The 14,484-nt window shown below is 65.2% G+C and carries 18 protein-coding genes; 9 read left to right on the forward strand and 9 right to left on the reverse strand.

The features are described from left to right. Nucleotides 1-169: 169 nt before the first annotated feature. Both CG51_RS14070 and hisN read left to right on the forward strand, forming a co-directional pair. A complete protein-coding gene (locus tag CG51_RS14070; RefSeq protein WP_035746025.1) occupies nucleotides 170-529 on the forward strand; it encodes a helix-turn-helix domain-containing protein in 360 nt (119 codons plus the stop codon). Between the two features lie 91 nt (nucleotides 530-620). After that, nucleotides 621-1,421, forward strand: a complete 801-nt coding sequence (gene hisN / locus CG51_RS14075) for a histidinol-phosphatase (protein ID WP_035746026.1) — start codon at nucleotides 621-623, stop codon at nucleotides 1,419-1,421. Nucleotides 1,422-1,443: 22 nt separating this feature from the next. Here hisN and epmA read toward each other — a convergent pair whose 3' ends face one another. Next, on the reverse strand, nucleotides 1,444-2,481 hold the full coding sequence (gene epmA / locus CG51_RS14080; protein WP_035746028.1) for an EF-P lysine aminoacylase EpmA: 1,038 nt from the start codon (nucleotides 2,479-2,481) through the stop codon (nucleotides 1,444-1,446). 124 nt (nucleotides 2,482-2,605) lie between these two features. On the opposite strand from epmA, the gene efp reads away from it, so the two are divergent. Further along, nucleotides 2,606-3,172, forward strand: a complete 567-nt coding sequence (efp, locus tag CG51_RS14085) for an elongation factor P (RefSeq protein ID WP_035712845.1) — start codon at nucleotides 2,606-2,608, stop codon at nucleotides 3,170-3,172. A gap of 305 nt (nucleotides 3,173-3,477) precedes the next feature. Here efp and CG51_RS14090 read toward each other — a convergent pair whose 3' ends face one another. Next, entirely contained in the window at nucleotides 3,478-3,669 is a 192-nt protein-coding gene (locus CG51_RS14090) for a heavy-metal-associated domain-containing protein (protein WP_035746030.1), read from the reverse strand. Nucleotides 3,670-3,734: 65 nt separating this feature from the next. Next, nucleotides 3,735-4,439, reverse strand: a complete 705-nt coding sequence (locus CG51_RS19235; protein WP_084695203.1) for a zinc-ribbon domain-containing protein — start codon at nucleotides 4,437-4,439, stop codon at nucleotides 3,735-3,737. A gap of 155 nt (nucleotides 4,440-4,594) precedes the next feature. Between CG51_RS19235 and CG51_RS14105 the strand changes: the two genes are divergently transcribed. From CG51_RS14105 to CG51_RS14120, 4 genes are read left to right on the forward strand one after another with little or no spacing between them, the layout of a single operon-like run. Next, nucleotides 4,595-5,269: a cell division ATP-binding protein FtsE gene (locus tag CG51_RS14105; protein WP_035746035.1), complete on the forward strand. Its 675-nt coding sequence runs from the start codon at nucleotides 4,595-4,597 to the stop codon at nucleotides 5,267-5,269. 5 nt (nucleotides 5,270-5,274) lie between these two features. Further along, a complete protein-coding gene (locus CG51_RS14110) occupies nucleotides 5,275-6,171 on the forward strand; it encodes a cell division protein FtsX (protein ID WP_035746100.1) in 897 nt (298 codons plus the stop codon). After that, nucleotides 6,171-6,920 carry a lysophospholipid acyltransferase family protein gene (locus tag CG51_RS14115; RefSeq protein ID WP_035746037.1) on the forward strand — a complete coding sequence of 250 codons (750 nt, stop codon included), beginning with the start codon at nucleotides 6,171-6,173 and terminating at the stop codon, nucleotides 6,918-6,920. Before CG51_RS14110 ends, CG51_RS14115 begins: the two co-directional genes overlap by 1 nt. Beyond that, entirely contained in the window at nucleotides 6,917-7,522 is a 606-nt protein-coding gene (locus CG51_RS14120) for a pyridoxamine 5'-phosphate oxidase family protein (protein ID WP_035746039.1), read from the forward strand. Before CG51_RS14115 ends, CG51_RS14120 begins: the two co-directional genes overlap by 4 nt. A gap of 79 nt (nucleotides 7,523-7,601) precedes the next feature. On the opposite strand, the gene CG51_RS14125 is transcribed toward CG51_RS14120, so the two are convergent. The 3 genes from CG51_RS14125 to hisF form a co-directional block, all read right to left on the reverse strand. Continuing rightward, nucleotides 7,602-8,561 (reverse strand): acetyl-CoA carboxylase carboxyltransferase subunit alpha, encoded by a 960-nt coding sequence (locus tag CG51_RS14125; protein ID WP_035746040.1) that lies wholly within the window; start codon nucleotides 8,559-8,561, stop codon nucleotides 7,602-7,604. 70 nt (nucleotides 8,562-8,631) lie between these two features. Continuing rightward, entirely contained in the window at nucleotides 8,632-8,946 is a 315-nt protein-coding gene (locus CG51_RS14130; protein ID WP_035712832.1) for a phosphoribosyl-ATP diphosphatase, read from the reverse strand. Then, nucleotides 8,943-9,704, reverse strand: a complete 762-nt coding sequence (gene hisF / locus CG51_RS14135) for an imidazole glycerol phosphate synthase subunit HisF (protein ID WP_035746042.1) — start codon at nucleotides 9,702-9,704, stop codon at nucleotides 8,943-8,945. Before hisF ends, CG51_RS14130 begins: the two co-directional genes overlap by 4 nt. 139 nt (nucleotides 9,705-9,843) lie before the next feature. Here hisF and CG51_RS14140 point away from each other — a divergent pair, with 139 nt between their 5' ends. Further along, on the forward strand, nucleotides 9,844-10,140 hold the full coding sequence (locus CG51_RS14140; protein ID WP_198947643.1) for a YciI-like protein: 297 nt from the start codon (nucleotides 9,844-9,846) through the stop codon (nucleotides 10,138-10,140). Here the strand turns inward: CG51_RS14140 and hisA are convergent, their stop codons facing one another. Next, complete coding sequence (gene hisA / locus CG51_RS14145; RefSeq protein ID WP_035746044.1) at nucleotides 10,141-10,863, reverse strand: 1-(5-phosphoribosyl)-5-[(5-phosphoribosylamino)methylideneamino]imidazole-4-carboxamide isomerase; 723 nt, start codon at nucleotides 10,861-10,863, stop codon at nucleotides 10,141-10,143. 165 nt (nucleotides 10,864-11,028) lie between these two features. Here hisA and CG51_RS14150 point away from each other — a divergent pair, with 165 nt between their 5' ends. Then, entirely contained in the window at nucleotides 11,029-11,526 is a 498-nt protein-coding gene (locus tag CG51_RS14150; protein WP_332888845.1) for a DUF2147 domain-containing protein, read from the forward strand. A gap of 61 nt (nucleotides 11,527-11,587) precedes the next feature. On the opposite strand, the gene CG51_RS14155 is transcribed toward CG51_RS14150, so the two are convergent. After that, complete coding sequence (locus tag CG51_RS14155; RefSeq protein WP_035746046.1) at nucleotides 11,588-12,631, reverse strand: FliG C-terminal domain-containing protein; 1,044 nt, start codon at nucleotides 12,629-12,631, stop codon at nucleotides 11,588-11,590. 74 nt (nucleotides 12,632-12,705) lie between these two features. Continuing rightward, a complete protein-coding gene (locus CG51_RS14160) occupies nucleotides 12,706-14,379 on the reverse strand; it encodes an alpha/beta hydrolase (protein WP_051930624.1) in 1,674 nt (557 codons plus the stop codon). Between the last annotated feature and the right edge of the window lie 105 nt (nucleotides 14,380-14,484).

Below are 14,484 nucleotides of genomic sequence, written 5' to 3' on the forward strand. Positions count from 1 at the left end.
ATTTTCTAAAAACCAGCGCGAACTCGCATAAACTTGTTCCGCCCTGAGTTGATAAAAGTTATAAAAGTAATTGCCGAGACTTTTCTGTTTACGGCATTCTGGTTGGCACGAAATTTGCTTATTTAGGTTGTGGGCGCCGTTCGGTTTCCCGGTTAGTGAGGAGTGAGTGATGAAGCACCCCGTCGATGTGCATGTTGGCAAGCGCGTCCGCCATCGTCGTTGGATGGTTGGCATGACGCAGCAGCAGCTTGCGGACAAAGTCGGCATCAAGTTCCAGCAAATCCAGAAATATGAGACGGGAATGAACCGCATCAGCGCATCCCGTCTGTGGGATATCGCCGAGGCGCTCGCGGTACCGGTCAGCTTCTTCTTTGAAGGGCTCGAATCGGAAGCGCCGGAAAAGGTCGCGGAAGGCGATATTCTTGCCGACAAGGAAGCGCTTGAACTCGTCCGCTCGTATTATGCGATCCCGGAAAACCAGCGCCGCCGGCTGTTCGAACTTGCCCGCGTTCTCAGCGACGCGGCCTGAAAGCCGCCGGTTTGAAGGCTCCCTCCAGCGCCGGCCCGCTTGACGGGCCGGACATGGATCGCTACCGGCAATTTAACTGCCGGAGCATATCATGACGATTGACGCAGAAACCCGCGCCGCCCTCATCACGACGGCGGATGCCTTGGCCGATGCGGCCCGCGCAGCGACGCTGCGACATTTTCGCAGCTTCGACCTGTCCGCGGAGAGCAAGGAAACCGCCCGGTTCGATCCTGTCACCGTGGCGGACCGGCTGGCGGAGCAGGAGATGCGCGCCATTCTCGCTCGGCAGCGCCCGCAGGATGCCATCCTCGGAGAGGAATTCGGCCGCACGGAGGGCAGCAGTGGCCTGACCTGGGTGCTTGACCCGATCGATGGGACGCGGGGTTATCTTTCCGGTACGCCGACCTGGGGAGTGCTGATCTCCGTCGCCGATACGGACGGTCCGGTGTTCGGGCTGATCGATCAGCCTTATATCGGCGAGCGTTTCCGGGGCGGGCTCGGCATGGCGGAGATGGACGGGCCGCAAGGGCGGCGGCCACTGAAGGCCCGTGTACCCCGCCCGCTTTCGCAGGCCATCCTCTTCTCGACCTTCCCCGAAGTTGGCACTCCCGAGGAAGGGAAGGCTTTCCGGCGAGTGTCGGAAGCCGCGCGCCTCACGCGTTATGGAATGGATTGCTACGCCTATGCATTGGTTGCTGCCGGGCAGATCGACCTCGTGATTGAAGCGGGCCTGCAACCCTATGACGTGCAGGCACCCATCGCGGTGATCGAAGCGGCGGGCGGCATGGTGACCGACTGGCGCGGAGGGCCTGCTCATGAGGGCGGGCGCATCCTTGCCGCCGCCAATGCGGAAATCCATGCAGAAGCCTTGGCGCTGCTGAACGGCGGCTGATCGCGGAGGCGCCCCGGGCCGGTCAGGCGACTGGCGTCCAGACGACCATGTCGATTAGGGGGGCGCCGGTTGCGAGCATTACCAGCCGATCGAACCCCAGCGCGATACCGCTCGCGGGAGGCATCTGCGGCAGGGCTGCGAGAAAATCCTCGTCCAGAGGGTAGCGCTCGCCATAGACGCGCTGTTTTTCGTCCATTTCGGCAATGAAACGGCGCCGTTGCTCGATAGCATCCGTCAGTTCCCCGAACCCGTTGGCCAGTTCGACCCCGCAGGCATAAAGCTCGAACCGTTCCGCCACCCGCACGTCGTCGGGCGCCCTGCGGGCCAGCGCAGCCTCCACCGCCGGATAGCGGTCGAGAACGGTGGGCCGGCCAAGCCCCAGATGCGGCTCCACCCGCTCCACAAGAATGCGGGAGAGGATGTCGGACCAGGTGTCATCTTCCGCAACACGCGTACCAATGATGCGCGCGGCGCCGGCCAGAGCCTCGCGGTCCGGCTGGCCGGCGGGAGACAACGTCGCCAGCAGGTCGATCCCGGCATGGCGATCGAAGGCGTCGGCCACGCTCAACCGCTCTGGGGGTGCAAAGGGATCGCAGGTCCGGTCGCGAAAGCGGAACAGCGTCGCGCCCGTCGCGTCCGCGGCGAGACGCATGATCTCCGCGCAATCCGCCATCAGCTGCTCATAAGGCTCGCCCGCTCGATACCATTCCAGCATGGTGAACTCCGGGCTGTGCAGCGCGCCGCGCTCCCGGTTGCGCCAGACATGGGCAAAGGCGGCGATGCGCGGCTCTCCCGCGGCCAGCAGCTTCTTCATCGCGAATTCGGGGGAGGTGTGCAGATACATCGGACGCGTCTCTCCCGCATTGCCAATGGCCTGCGTGGCAAAGGCGTGGAGATGCGCTTCGTTTCCCGGTGAGAGCTGCAGGGCCGCGGGATCGACTTCAACGAAGTCCTGCGCCGCGAACCAACCCCGCAGTGCGGCCTGAATGCGGTTCCGGGCCAGAAGCAGGGGGCGGCGGTCGGCGTGGCGGTCGGCGGTCCACCAGGGCGTATCGGTCATGGGCGGAGGGTCCTGCGGCTTTCGGCTGGAATTTCCGGGCAGGATGCGCTAGGGCCTCCGGCCAAGTGGCGGGGGCTTACGCGGCCCGCTGCCAAAGCTCAAGGACAAGCTCAAGGGAAAACCCGTGAAAGTCATCGCCTCCTCGCTCCGCAAGGGCAATGTCGTCGAACTGGAGGGCCGGCTCTATGTCGTCCTCAAGGCCGAGAACTTCCATCCCGGCAAGGGCACGCCGACCACCTCCGTGGACATGCGCCGCATCTCCGACGGGGTGAAGGTTGCCGAACGCTGGCGCACCACCGAGATGGTGGAGAAGGCCACGGTGGATGAGCGTGAGTACGACTTCCTCTACGAGGACGGTGAAGGGTTCCACTTCATGAACCCGGAGAACTACGAGCAGCTTACCGTCTCGGCCGATGTGGTGGGCGACGACAAGGTGTTCCTGACCGACGGTATCAAGGTCTACCTACGGACGTTTGAAGGCGTCGCCATCGCCATGGAGCTGCCGCAGAAGCTGGTCGTGGAGATCGCGGAAACCGAGCCGGTGGTGAAGGGGCAGACCGCCTCCTCCTCCTACAAGCCCGCGCTGGCCACGAATGGCGTGCGTGTCATGGTCCCGCCGCATATCGGTGCGGGCACGCGCATCGTCATCTCCACTGCCGACAACAGCTATGTGGAGCGTGCGAAGGACTGATCTTTCGGGTCGGTGCAAGATCAAAGGCTGCCGGGGAGAACCGGCAGCCTTTTTCATGCGCGAGGACGAAAACCGCGGGATGGTTTTCGCAGACTGCAGACTGCCAAGCTTCATACTCCAGCAGGCTGCTGAAAAGTCCTGAAGTGTCATGCCCTACGTGCAGGAAATGGGAAGATCGGCCCGGAGATGTCGCAAGTATGCACATTTCCAGCTGGATTTCGCCAGATTACGAACGATTTCCGTTCCGACAGAGGTCAAAGGGCCTCTTTCAACGGCCTGCCAGGGGTGGACAAGCGGCTCCAGCCTTACGACGCTTCGGGGGTGTAGCCTGCCTCGCGGATGACCTCAGCCGCCCGGGCGGCATCGCCTTTCACCGACACCAGATGACGGGGAAGATCGATCTTCACATCTGCATCCGGCATGGTCTGCGCAAATGCCTTTCGGATCGTCGCAACGCAATGGCCGCAACTCATGTCATTGACGATGAAGTTCTGCATGACGCCTCCTGTCTCTCCGACCGATATGGTCCTTCCAGTTGGGGGAAGGTCAATAGGGACCGGCGTCAGCCCTGCATCGCCCCGAGCAGGGGTGTCGCCAGATCGCGGAGCCAGATGCGCGCGGCGTTCACATTCTCCACATAGGTGGTGATGTAGGGCGCGAGCCCCGGCATATCGACTGCGAGACCCGGCCCCACGATGTAAAGCGCAACGAGACAGGCGATGAGCAGGAGCCCACAGACGAAGCCGATGTTGAAGCGCCGCCGGCCGCGTTCGCTTTCCTCCTCATTGACGAAATTCTCCAGCGCCTGATTGACCGGCATATCAACCGGGCCGGGAGCCGGCTCCCAGTTGCGGGGGCGGGCAGGAGACGCCACGGGCTGCGCAGATTTTGCGGGAGCCGGCAAGGTGGGTTCGCGAAGCGGAATATCCTGCGGCTGGTCAACGTCCGGCAGCCTGCCAATGGCCGGAGCAATCGGAGGGTCGGCGGGGGTCGGTTCCGGAGGGCGCTCCGCTGCCTGCGTGGCGCGGGCCTCGCTGTCCCGATTCGGGCCGCGACGCACTTCCGCCTCGCGGGCAGCCTCCTCCCGCAGGACGTTCAGCACGCCCTCGTCCACCGGCCTCCGGGGCAGGGGAGCGGGCGTTGCGTCCTCCCGCGTCTGGAACCAACTGTGGCCGCATGCGGCGCATTGCACCTCCCGCCCTTGGGGCGGGATCGCCGTATCGGAAATCTCGTACTGCGCACCGCAGTTCGCGCAAATCAGCCGCATCTGCCCTCGACCCGCGTCTCGCTGTGGATCCTAACTTTGCGCTGTTGTAACAAGGCGCCGACGTCAATCCAACCCCGGCTCTACCGGTGGATGAAACGTCCAGTGCGGTCGCAGAAACCGCGCCGGCACGGGGCCGGGCAGCATCGGAGAAGTCGTTGATCGAATTTCAGAACGTCGCCTACAGCTATGGCGGAGGGGAGTTGCTGGCCGACATGTCATTGCGCCTTGCTCCCGGATCGTTCCACTTCCTGACCGGGCCTTCCGGCGCGGGCAAGACCACGTTCCTCAAGCTGTGTTACGGGGAACTCGTGCCGACCAGCGGTGCGCTGCGCATCTTCGGAGAGGATGTGACCGGGCTTCCGCGTGATGCGGTCGCCGACATGCGCCAGCGGATCGGCGTTGTGCATCAGGACTGCCAGTTCCTCGACCACCTGCCGCTGGCGGAGAATATCGAACTGCCGCTCACCGTCGCGGGACGGGGGGAGGAGGCGGAAGCCTATCTTCAGGAACTGCTTGCCTGGGTCGGCCTGTCCCGTCATGCGGAGGCGCTGCCGCCCGAACTGTCCGGTGGAGAGCGGCAGCGCGCGGCGCTGGCGCGGGCGATCATCACCTCTCCCGACGTGATTCTGGCCGACGAGCCGACGGGCAACGTGGACTGGGACATGGCACAGCGTCTGATCTCGTTGCTCATCGAGCTGAACCGGATGGGCAAGGCAGTAGTGATCGCCACCCATGACATGAACCTGATCCGTTGGGCCAAGGGGCGGGTGGCAGCTCGTGTGCTCCGCATCCGCGGCCGTCGGGTGCAACTTGCTGGGGTGGACCTGTGAACGCGTTGACCTCCTATCTCTCCTCCCTGCTCGCGCTTCTCCAGCCGGACGGTGCCTCAGACCGGGTGGTGCCGCCCTCCGGCAATGCGGCGAAGCTCACGCTTTTCACCGCCGCGGCCATGGCTTTCCTCGCCGTCTTTGCGCTGGCACTCTCCACCGCGGCAGGGCGCATCGCCGCCGACTGGTCCTCCGCGCTCGACGGGTCGATCACGCTCCGCATCTCCGCCCCGGAGGAGGATATGGCCCGCCAGACGGAAACCGCGCTTTCCGTTCTTGCCTCCACTCCGGCCGTGTCGGTCGCGCGGGCGCTTTCGGCGGATGAGGCCCGGGCCCTGCTCGAGCCATGGTTCGGTCCCGACCTTCCCGTTGAGGAGCTGCCTATTCCCCAGCTCATTGAGGCCCGCACTGTCAGCGGTTTTGACATAGACGCGCTTCGCCTTCGTTTGAGCGCCGAAGTGCCGGGCGCGGTGGTGGACGACCACAGCCGCTGGCGTGCGCCGCTCGTCTCTGCCGCGAACCGGCTGCGCCTTTTGGGTGTCGCTTCCGTGCTGGTGATCGGTGCGACGACGGCGGCGATGATCGCGCTGGCCGTCGGCGCCGCGCTTTCGGCCAATGCGCAGACGATTCGGGTGCTGCGGCTGGTGGGCGCGCGGGACAGCTATATCGCACAGGCTTTCGTGCGGCGCTTCACTTTCCGGGCGCTCGGCGGAGCGGCGGTGGGCACCGTGATCGCGCTGCTCGCGCTGGCGCTGCTGCCCTCGGGGGAGGATGCGGTGCTGAAGGGGCTGGGCTTCCGTGGCGCGGCCTGGCTCTGGCCAGTGCTTGTCCCGCTGGCCGCAGCCGCGGTGGCCCTTGCCGCAACCCGGACGGCGGCCTTGAGGACATTGCGCGGCTTCCAGTGATGCGACGGTTCCTGCCTCTCCAGTATCTCCTCTCGCTTGTGTTTATCGTGCAGATGTACGTGATGATGGCGGTGCTCGCGCTCGTGTTCACACCCGCCGTTCTGCTCCGGAGGGAGATCGCCTATACTGCCTGCCGGAGCTATTGCCGGTGGGTCCGCTGGTCGGCGCGCTGGATCGTCGGGCTGTCCTCCGAAATCCGGGGCGATGTGCCGCAGGATGAGGTTCTCGTCGCGTCCAAGCATCAGTCGTTCTTCGATATCATCCTGATCGTTTCCGCCGTGCCGCGGCCAAAATTCGTGATGAAGAAAGAGCTGCTCTGGGCGCCCATCGTCGGCTTCTATGCCAAGCGCATCGGCTGTGTTGCAGTTGACCGCGGGAAGCGGGGGAAGGCGCTGCGCCAGATGGTCGCCCAAGTGGCGGCGGGCCATTCCATGCCGGGACAGCTCATCATCTTCCCCCAGGGCACCCGTGTCGCTCCCGGAGCGACCGAGCGCTACAAAGGGGGCGCGGCCGCTCTTTATCTCGAACTGGGGCAGGATTGCGTTCCCGCGGCGACGCATGTCGGCGTATTCTGGCCGCGGCGCGGCCTGCTGAGGCGTCCGGGTCATGCCGTGCTGGAATTTCTGCCACGCATCGCGCCCGGCCTTGAACATCAGGCCTTTCTGCAAACACTGGAGCAGAGGGTGGAAGACGCTTCCGACGCGCTGATGATGGAAGCGGGTTTTCCCGTGCAGGAGACGCTGTCATGAAAGCCATCACCGATATCGCGGCGCTGGAAGCGCTCTACGGCACGCCCGCGCCCGCCGCCGCCCGCAAGGTCACGCCTGGCCTGACGCCGGAGTATCGCCGCTGGATGGAGGCATCGCGTTTCTGCCTTGTAGCGACGGTCGGGCCGGAGGGCACGGACTGTTCTCCGCGCGGTGACGACGGTGCGGTTGTCAGGATCGCCGACGACAGAACGCTGTTCCTGCCGGACTGGAAGGGTAATGACCGGATCGACACGCTGCGGAATGTCGTGCGCGATCCGCGCCTCTCCCTGCTGTTCATGGTACCGGGCTCCAACAACGTCCTTCGCGTGAACGGGCTCGGCACTGTCACAGCGGATGACGATCTGCGCGGGAGTTTCGCGCGAAAGGGCGTGCTGCCACGCAGCGTCCTGATCATCGAGACGCAGGAAGTCTACTTCCAGTGCGCGCGGGCGATCATGCGGTCCCGCCTGTGGACGGCGGGGGATGAGGCGGCAGGCCTGCCCACGCCGGGAGAGATGCTCGTCGCCGCGACCGCAGGGCAGGTGGGCGGGCCGGACTATGACCGGACATGGCCGGAGCGCGCGGCAAAGACGATGTGGTGACCTGAGATCGGGCATGTCCGCGCTAATGGCGGCGTCGAACATGCCTCTCCCCTGCGGCAGGCCTTCCGGCTCCTGCGGTTCAGGCCGCGAGGCTCTTTGATCCCATGTCGAGAAACTTCCGCCGCCGCTCCCGGATCAGGTCTTCTCGACCCATGCCGTCAAGCTCGCCCAGCATCGCAGCGATAGCCTTGCCTACACCGTCAATCGCCGCGCCCGGATCACGCTGTGCGCCCCCCAGCGGCTCCGGTACGATACGGTCGATAACGCCGAGTTTGTGAAGATCCTGTGCGGTCAGCCGCAGGGCCTCCGCTGCCTCGCGCATCTTCTCCGCGTCCTTCCACAGGATGGAGGCGCAGCCCTCCGGCGAGATCACCGAATAGACGGAGTGCTCCAGCATGGCGAGCCGGTTCGCCGTGGCAAAGGCCACCGCGCCGCCCGAGCCGCCCTCGCCGATCACCACGCAGACCAGTGGCACGCCGATCTTCAGACATCTTTCCGTGGACCGCGCGATGGCCTCTGCCTGTCCGCGTTCCTCCGCACCCTTGCCGGGATAGGCGCCGGGCGTGTCCACCAACGCGACCACCGGCAGCCGGAACCGGTCGGCCAGATCCATCAGCCGTATCGCCTTGCGATATCCCTCGGGCCGCGCCATGCCGAAGTTGCGGTCGATCCGGGTGGAGGTGTCATGCCCCTTTTCCTGACCGATCACGACAACCGGCCGATCGTTGAACCGTGCCAGCCCGCCCATCACCGCGTGATCGTCCGCGAAGCCCCGGTCCCCGGCGAGCGGCATCCAGTCGCTGAACAGGGCCTCGACGTAGTCCTTGCAATGCGGCCGGTCGGGGTGCCGCGCGACAAGGCATTTCTGCCACGGCGTCAGGCCCCTGTAGAGATCGCGCAGCAGCGTCTCGGCCTTCTTGTCGAGAGCGGCGGCCTCCTTCTCGACATTCGTCTCCGGGTTGGCGCGGGCCATATTCCGAAGTTCCTCCGCCTTGCCCTCGATCTCGGCCAGAGGCTTTTCGAATTCGAGATAGGTCATCCTGTGCTCCGCTTGGTTTGACGGCTATATGGACCGAGGTCGGTCGGAATGCAACTTTCCGCCCCTTCTCCTACCGGGGGCGGGCGGCCTTCTCGGCGATGCCGGAGGTGCCTTCGCGCCGCTCAAGCTCTGCCATGACGGCGGAGAGAGGCACATCGCGCGCGGTCAGCATGACGAGCATGTGATAGAGCACGTCCGCCGCCTCTGATGCGAGGCGCTCCCGGTCGCCGCGGACGGCCTCGATTATGGCTTCCACCGCCTCCTCGCCGAATTTCTCGGCGCATTTCTCCGGCCCGCGGGAAAGGAGCTTTGCCGTCCATGAGCTTTCCGGGTCCGCGCCCTTGCGGGCCTCCACCGTGGCGGCCAGACGTTCGAGCGCGGTCATGCAAGCCTCATCGGAATACCGGCGGCGGCCATGTGCTCCTTGGCCTCCCGGATCGTGTAGGTGCCGAAGTGGAAGATGGAGGCCGCGAGCACGGCAGAGGCATGGCCCTCCGTCACGCCTTCCACCAGATGGTCCAGCGTGCCGACGCCGCCGGAGGCGATCACGGGGATGGAGACCGCATCCGCCACGGCCCGGGTGAGCGGCAGGTTGAACCCCGCACGCGTGCCGTCCCGGTCCATAGAGGTGAGGAGGATCTCCCCCGCCCCGCGTTCTGCCACCGTGCAGGCAAATTCCACGGCGTCGATCCCCGTGGGCTTGCGGCCGCCATGGGTGAAGATTTCCCAGCGACTTGGCGCGACCGTCTTGGCGTCGATGGCGACCACGATGCACTGGCTGCCGAAATGGTCTGCCGCGCGGGCCACGACATCCGGGTCGGCCACTGCGGCGGAGTTGAAGGACACCTTGTCCGCACCCGCCAGCAACAACGCGCGCACATCCGCAGGCGTCCGCACGCCGCCGCCCACCGTCAGCGGCATGAAGCAGCGTTCCGCCGTGCGGGTCACGAGGTCATACATCGTGCTGCGGTTTTCATGCGTGGCGTGGATGTCGAGAAAGCACAGCTCATCCGCACCGGCGGCGTCATAGGCTTCCGCCGCAGCGACGGGATCGCCCGCATCGACCAGATCGACGAAGTTGACACCCTTCACCACGCGGCCGTCGGCCACGTCCAGGCAGGGGATGATGCGGGTCTTGAGCATGCTGAAAATCCTTCCCCGCGCGTCTTAGCGTAAAGCGGCGTCCGGGCCAATGGGCTCTGCCGGGGCATGGCCGTCAACATGGATAGGAGCGATTGCGGAGGGCCTCGGACCTTGCGATGCTGCCCGGGAAGGGGAGTACATGATGCACTGGCTTTTGATCTATGATTACGTGAACGATTATCTGGAGCGCAGGGAGGCGCTGCGGGCAGATCATCTGGCCCATGCGCGCGCGGCCGTGGCGCGGGGAGAGCTGGCTCTGGGCGGCGCCTTTGCCGATGAACCGCCGGGTGCGGTCATCATCTTCCGCGCGCCCTCGCGGGAGGTCGTCGAGAGGTTCGCGCGGGCCGACCCCTATGTGACCGGCGGTCTGGTGAGCGGCTGGACCGTCCGCCAATGGACGACCGTCGTGGGGGAAGGGGCGATGACGCCCCTCTGATCAGGCCTTGAGAACCGCGAGCGCCTCACCGAGATCAATAGCGCCGTCGTAGAGTGCGCGACCGGAGATTGCGCCATTCAGCGGCGCCCCCGATCGTTTCAGGGCGACGAGATCCGCGATGGAGGAAACCCCGCCCGAAGCGATCACCGGGATCGACACCGCCAGCGCCAGGGCGGCAGTGGCAGCGACGTTGGGTCCCTGCATGGCCCCGTCGCGGTCGATATCGGTGTAGATGATGGCAGCCACGCCCGCGTCTTCAAACGAACGGGCGAGGTCGGTGGCCTGCACCTCCGTCTCCTCCGCCCAGCCACGGGTCGCAACTCGGCCACCGCGCGCGTCGATCCCCACGGCGATCTTGCCCGGAAAGGCGCGCGCCGCCTCCCGCACAAGCTCCGGCTTTTCCACGGCCACCGTCCCGAGGATCACCCGCGCCAGCCCGCGATCCAGCCAGCGCTCGATGGTGGCCATGTCGCGGATGCCGCCCCCGAGCTGTGCGGGAACTTCAACCGCCGCCAGTATCGCCTCCACTGCCTCGGCGTTGACCGGATGGCCCGCGAAAGCGCCGTTCAGATCGACGAGATGCAGCCATTCGCACCCCGCGGACACGAAGGCGCGCGCCTGTGCGGCCGGATCGTCGGAAAAGACCGTCGCCTGCTCCATCGCACCCTTGTAGAGCCGCACACATTGCCCGTCCTTGAGGTCGATCGCCGGATAAAGGATCATCTGCGCCTCTTCTGAGAAACTTCGTCCGCCTGATAGCCGGAAGCCACCTCGACGGAAAGGGGCGAAGCCCGCCGCGCTGAAAGTCCGCGCCTCCTTGACCCCACGTCCAGACTTGCACCGTTCTGACGTCATGGCAGCATTCCGTCGAGGAGAGGGAGGGTATTGATGGAAAAATCACGTTGGAGCCGGGGTTCGCGGGAAGCGCGTGACAGGCGCGGGAAGCTGACGGCGCCGGTCGGCAAGTCTTTTCAGGCGGGCTGGCTGGCAAGGTGGCGCGTCGGCCTTGCTGTCATCGGCTTGTCCGCGATGACAAGCGGGGCGGCCTTCGCTGCGGACCCCGTGCAGGGGGCGTGGCTCACCCAGCCGGACGACAACGGCCATTACGGGCGTGTGGAAATCGTCCCATGCGGCGACAGGTTCTGCGGCACGCTGACCGCCGCCTTCGCGGCGGATGGCAAATCGGTGCCCTCCGACCGGATCGGAAAGCGGATTGTCTGGGACATGCAGCCGGCGGGCGGTGGCCGCTACGAAAACGGCCAGATTTTTGCCCCGGATCGTGGAAAGACCTACGCGTCCAAGATGAGCATGGCGGGAGACAAGCTGACCGTTTCGGGCTGCGTGCTCATCCTCTGCCGCAGTCAGGTCTGGTCGCGGGCGAAGTGAGCAGCCGAAGAGGCTGGCGCAGGGGAATCTCGATCCCGCTTTGTCTGTGGGCACGCTTTCGTCAGCCATCCATGCTGCGGAGCGTCAACTCTCCCGATGAAAGCAGGTCGCGGATGCGTGTGACCACGGCATTCTGAGCCTTTTCTGTTTGTTTCAGCGCGCTTTCCGGCAGGAGCGCGATCTCTTCCGTCAAACCTGCCGCAAGGCGCTGGGATATGTTCTTGAGAATGAAGGCGGAACTCGCGCTTTCCGGCCCACGCGATCCCGCGAGCGCGAGGAGAAGATCGGTCTGATCCAAACCCCGGACAATGCGAGCGACATCGCGCGGTTCGATGCGTTCGGGAATGTCGGCATAGGTGAAGATCGCGCGCCTGACCCGCCCGGCCAGTTCCGCATCCTCCTCCTCCAGTCCTTTGAGCACATCTTCCCGCGTCTCGTTCGCGGAGGAGTTCAGGATGGCGCCGATCCTCTCAACCGGGCCTTCGTCGAAGGCGGCGCGGGCTTGCGCTTCGATCGGGGCGGCGAGGGTGGCCCCGATACGGGCAACCATCTCCGGCGCGATGCCACCCGTCAGCGACATGGAGTAGGCCAGCCGCCGCGCGCGATCACCCGGCAGCTTGCCGAGCAGAGTGGCGGCCCGCCCGGTGGGCAGCTTGGAGATGAGCACTGCGCCGACCTCCGCGCTTTCGCGTTCCAGCAGTGCGAGCAGCGGCTCGTCCGCCTGCGCGAGCACGAGATCCCAGGGGTCGTTTACCTCTCCGGTACGTGCGAGGCGGCGGAGGCGGGTGATGGCAGGCGTGCTGAGTTGATCGGAAAGCAGGTTCAGGGCCCCCTCCAGCCCACCGGGAAAAGCGAGGCCCACCGCCTCCAGCTCTGCCACGAATTCCTCAATCACCGAAACCAGCGTCTCCCTGTCCACAAGCCGGAGCCGGGCAAGCTCCCTTGTGAGGGATTCCTGCATTCCGACCGGCAGGCTCGAAAGAGGCACCTCCGCCCCTTCTGCCAGCAGGAGTCGTACCATGATTGCGGCTTTCTGCGGGCCGGAGAGGACCTTGTGCGCGGGGGCAGGTCGGAGGGGAGAAATGGCGAGGGCGGCGGCGGACATCGATTCTCCTACAGTCAGGAAAGTCCACTCTGCCAGTCGCGGGTTAACGCCCGATTAGCGGGCCGCGCGGATCGTCATGGACCGGCCGGTACAGGTTTGTTGCGCAGTTCCGCCGCCAGTTTCCGCTTGAGCCGGTCGATTTCCGGTGCGGTCCAGCCGGGCGGCTCCGTCAGCGCGACCCAGCCATCCACGTAATGTTCCGGCGCGAAGACATGCCCGTAACCCATCGGCGTTGTGGTTGCCGTCATCATGTCCAGCACGAGTTGAAGGAACGTGACGATCGGATACCAACGGAGTTTTGGTGAGACATCCGGCCCCCGATCACCAAGCCATTCGGGGGAGGTATAGGCATAGGAGGGGCTGAAGAAGGTGATCGGATCAGAGGCGTATTGCAGATAGATGATGCGAATCAGACCCCATGGCGCCGTCGCCTCATCCAGATGGTTCTTCTGGTTGGTAAACCGCACGAGCGAGCCGTCCCGCACTTCGGGCAGCCAGGCGGGACTGCCGGGATTGCGGTCGTTCGTCATCTGTCGCCATGTCGGGGTCGGGAAGGGCGGACCTGCCCAGAACGCGCCCTGAAACGGATCATCGATCACCGTGAGCAGATTGGCCGAAAGGTCGGAGTTCAGTGCGCCGAGACTCAGGCCATGGAGATAAAGCCGCGGTCGGGTATCGCGCGGCAGGCGGTGCCAGTAGTCGTAGATCAGGTCGAACACGGCGCGTGCGGTTTCGTCGCCGATATCCGGGTCCACCAGCAGCGCAAGCCAGCTCGGGAGGTGAGAATACTGCACCGTGACCGTCGCGACATCGCCGTTTTCGAGATACTCCAGTGCGCGCTGGCTGGCCGGGTCCAGCCAGCCGGTGCCCGTTGGCGTCGCGATGACCAGCACGGAGCGCGTGAAGCCGCCAACGCGGATCAACTCCTCCAAGGCGAGCTGCGCCCGCTCCCGCACCGTCTCGGCGGAGGCGACACCGACATAAACCCGAAGCGGTTCAAGAGCTGGACGGCCCGTGAACGCCGCGATATCGCTTTGGACCGGGGGCGATGTGACGACCTCGCGCCCCGCACGGCCCAGGGTCTTCCATTCAATGAGAGAGGCCGGGCTTCCGGTCTTGCCCGGCTCCTCCGGCGGACGAATCCCGTCTTCCACCAGCGTGTCGAATTGCCGGTAGGAGGCGTCCAGCGCGCCGACCGCTTGAGTGACCAGCACGCCATTGCCGATCATCCAGAAGACAGAGGAGACCAACACCAGCGCCAAGATGTTCGACACCCGTCTGGGTACATGAGTGCTGAGATAATCCGCCACCCATCGGATCATCAGCGCAAAAAGCCGCGAGATAAGCACGAGGACGAGAAAGATCGCCAGCGCGATGTAGCCCACCGTGTAGGGCCGCGATGTCTCCACCGGCGACAGTCCCATGAGCAGGCGAATGGAATTCTGCCATTCGGAAGCGTTCCAGAGAAAGAACAGCGCGATACCGCCGCAGGCGACGCTTGCCGCGATCTTCAGCGCCAGCACGTCCCAGCCGGTCCGGTTCGTCGGAAGCTCCAGATAATCCCAAAGCCAGCGGAGGAACACACCGATCCCGTATCCGAGCGCCGCCGACATGCCGGTCAGTACCCCCTGAAAAACAGGATTGCGGGGAATGAGGCTGGGAGCGAAGGATGCCGCGAGAAACAGGGTCCCCAGCAGCACACCGAGGCCAGAGAAACTGAGGGCGAATTGATAGATATGCCTGCGCATGAACGCCCGCTGAGTGCTGTTCCACGCAGTGTAGCGGGTCAGGGGCGCTCCGGGCAAGCGGCGGAGACGATGCGTTTGCCGAACGCCGGACTCCGGCGGAACGAA

Origin of the sequence: Haematobacter missouriensis (assembly GCF_000740775.1) — a bacterium.
Lineage (GTDB): Bacteria > Pseudomonadota > Alphaproteobacteria > Rhodobacterales > Rhodobacteraceae > Haematobacter > Haematobacter missouriensis.

Coding starts and splice junctions, on each gene's coding strand:
- CG51_RS14070 (WP_035746025.1), top strand. CDS start 170: ATGAAGCACCCCGTCGATGTGCATGTTGGCAAGCGCGTCCGCCATCGT.
- hisN (WP_035746026.1), top strand. CDS start 621: ATGACGATTGACGCAGAAACCCGCGCCGCCCTCATCACGACGGCGGAT.
- epmA (WP_035746028.1), bottom strand. CDS start 2,481: ATGACCGATACGCCCTGGTGGACCGCCGACCGCCACGCCGACCGCCGC.
- CG51_RS14090 (WP_035746030.1), bottom strand. CDS start 3,669: ATGCAGAACTTCATCGTCAATGACATGAGTTGCGGCCATTGCGTTGCG.
- CG51_RS19235 (WP_084695203.1), bottom strand. CDS start 4,439: ATGCGGCTGATTTGCGCGAACTGCGGTGCGCAGTACGAGATTTCCGAT.
- CG51_RS14115 (WP_035746037.1), top strand. CDS start 6,171: ATGCGACGGTTCCTGCCTCTCCAGTATCTCCTCTCGCTTGTGTTTATC.
- CG51_RS14120 (WP_035746039.1), top strand. CDS start 6,917: ATGAAAGCCATCACCGATATCGCGGCGCTGGAAGCGCTCTACGGCACG.
- CG51_RS14125 (WP_035746040.1), bottom strand. CDS start 8,561: ATGACCTATCTCGAATTCGAAAAGCCTCTGGCCGAGATCGAGGGCAAG.
- CG51_RS14130 (WP_035712832.1), bottom strand. CDS start 8,946: ATGACCGCGCTCGAACGTCTGGCCGCCACGGTGGAGGCCCGCAAGGGC.
- hisF (WP_035746042.1), bottom strand. CDS start 9,704: ATGCTCAAGACCCGCATCATCCCCTGCCTGGACGTGGCCGACGGCCGC.
- CG51_RS14140 (WP_198947643.1), top strand. CDS start 9,844: ATGATGCACTGGCTTTTGATCTATGATTACGTGAACGATTATCTGGAG.
- hisA (WP_035746044.1), bottom strand. CDS start 10,863: ATGATCCTTTATCCGGCGATCGACCTCAAGGACGGGCAATGTGTGCGG.
- CG51_RS14150 (WP_332888845.1), top strand. CDS start 11,029: ATGGAAAAATCACGTTGGAGCCGGGGTTCGCGGGAAGCGCGTGACAGG.
- CG51_RS14155 (WP_035746046.1), bottom strand. CDS start 12,631: ATGTCCGCCGCCGCCCTCGCCATTTCTCCCCTCCGACCTGCCCCCGCG.
- CG51_RS14160 (WP_051930624.1), bottom strand. CDS start 14,379: ATGCGCAGGCATATCTATCAATTCGCCCTCAGTTTCTCTGGCCTCGGT.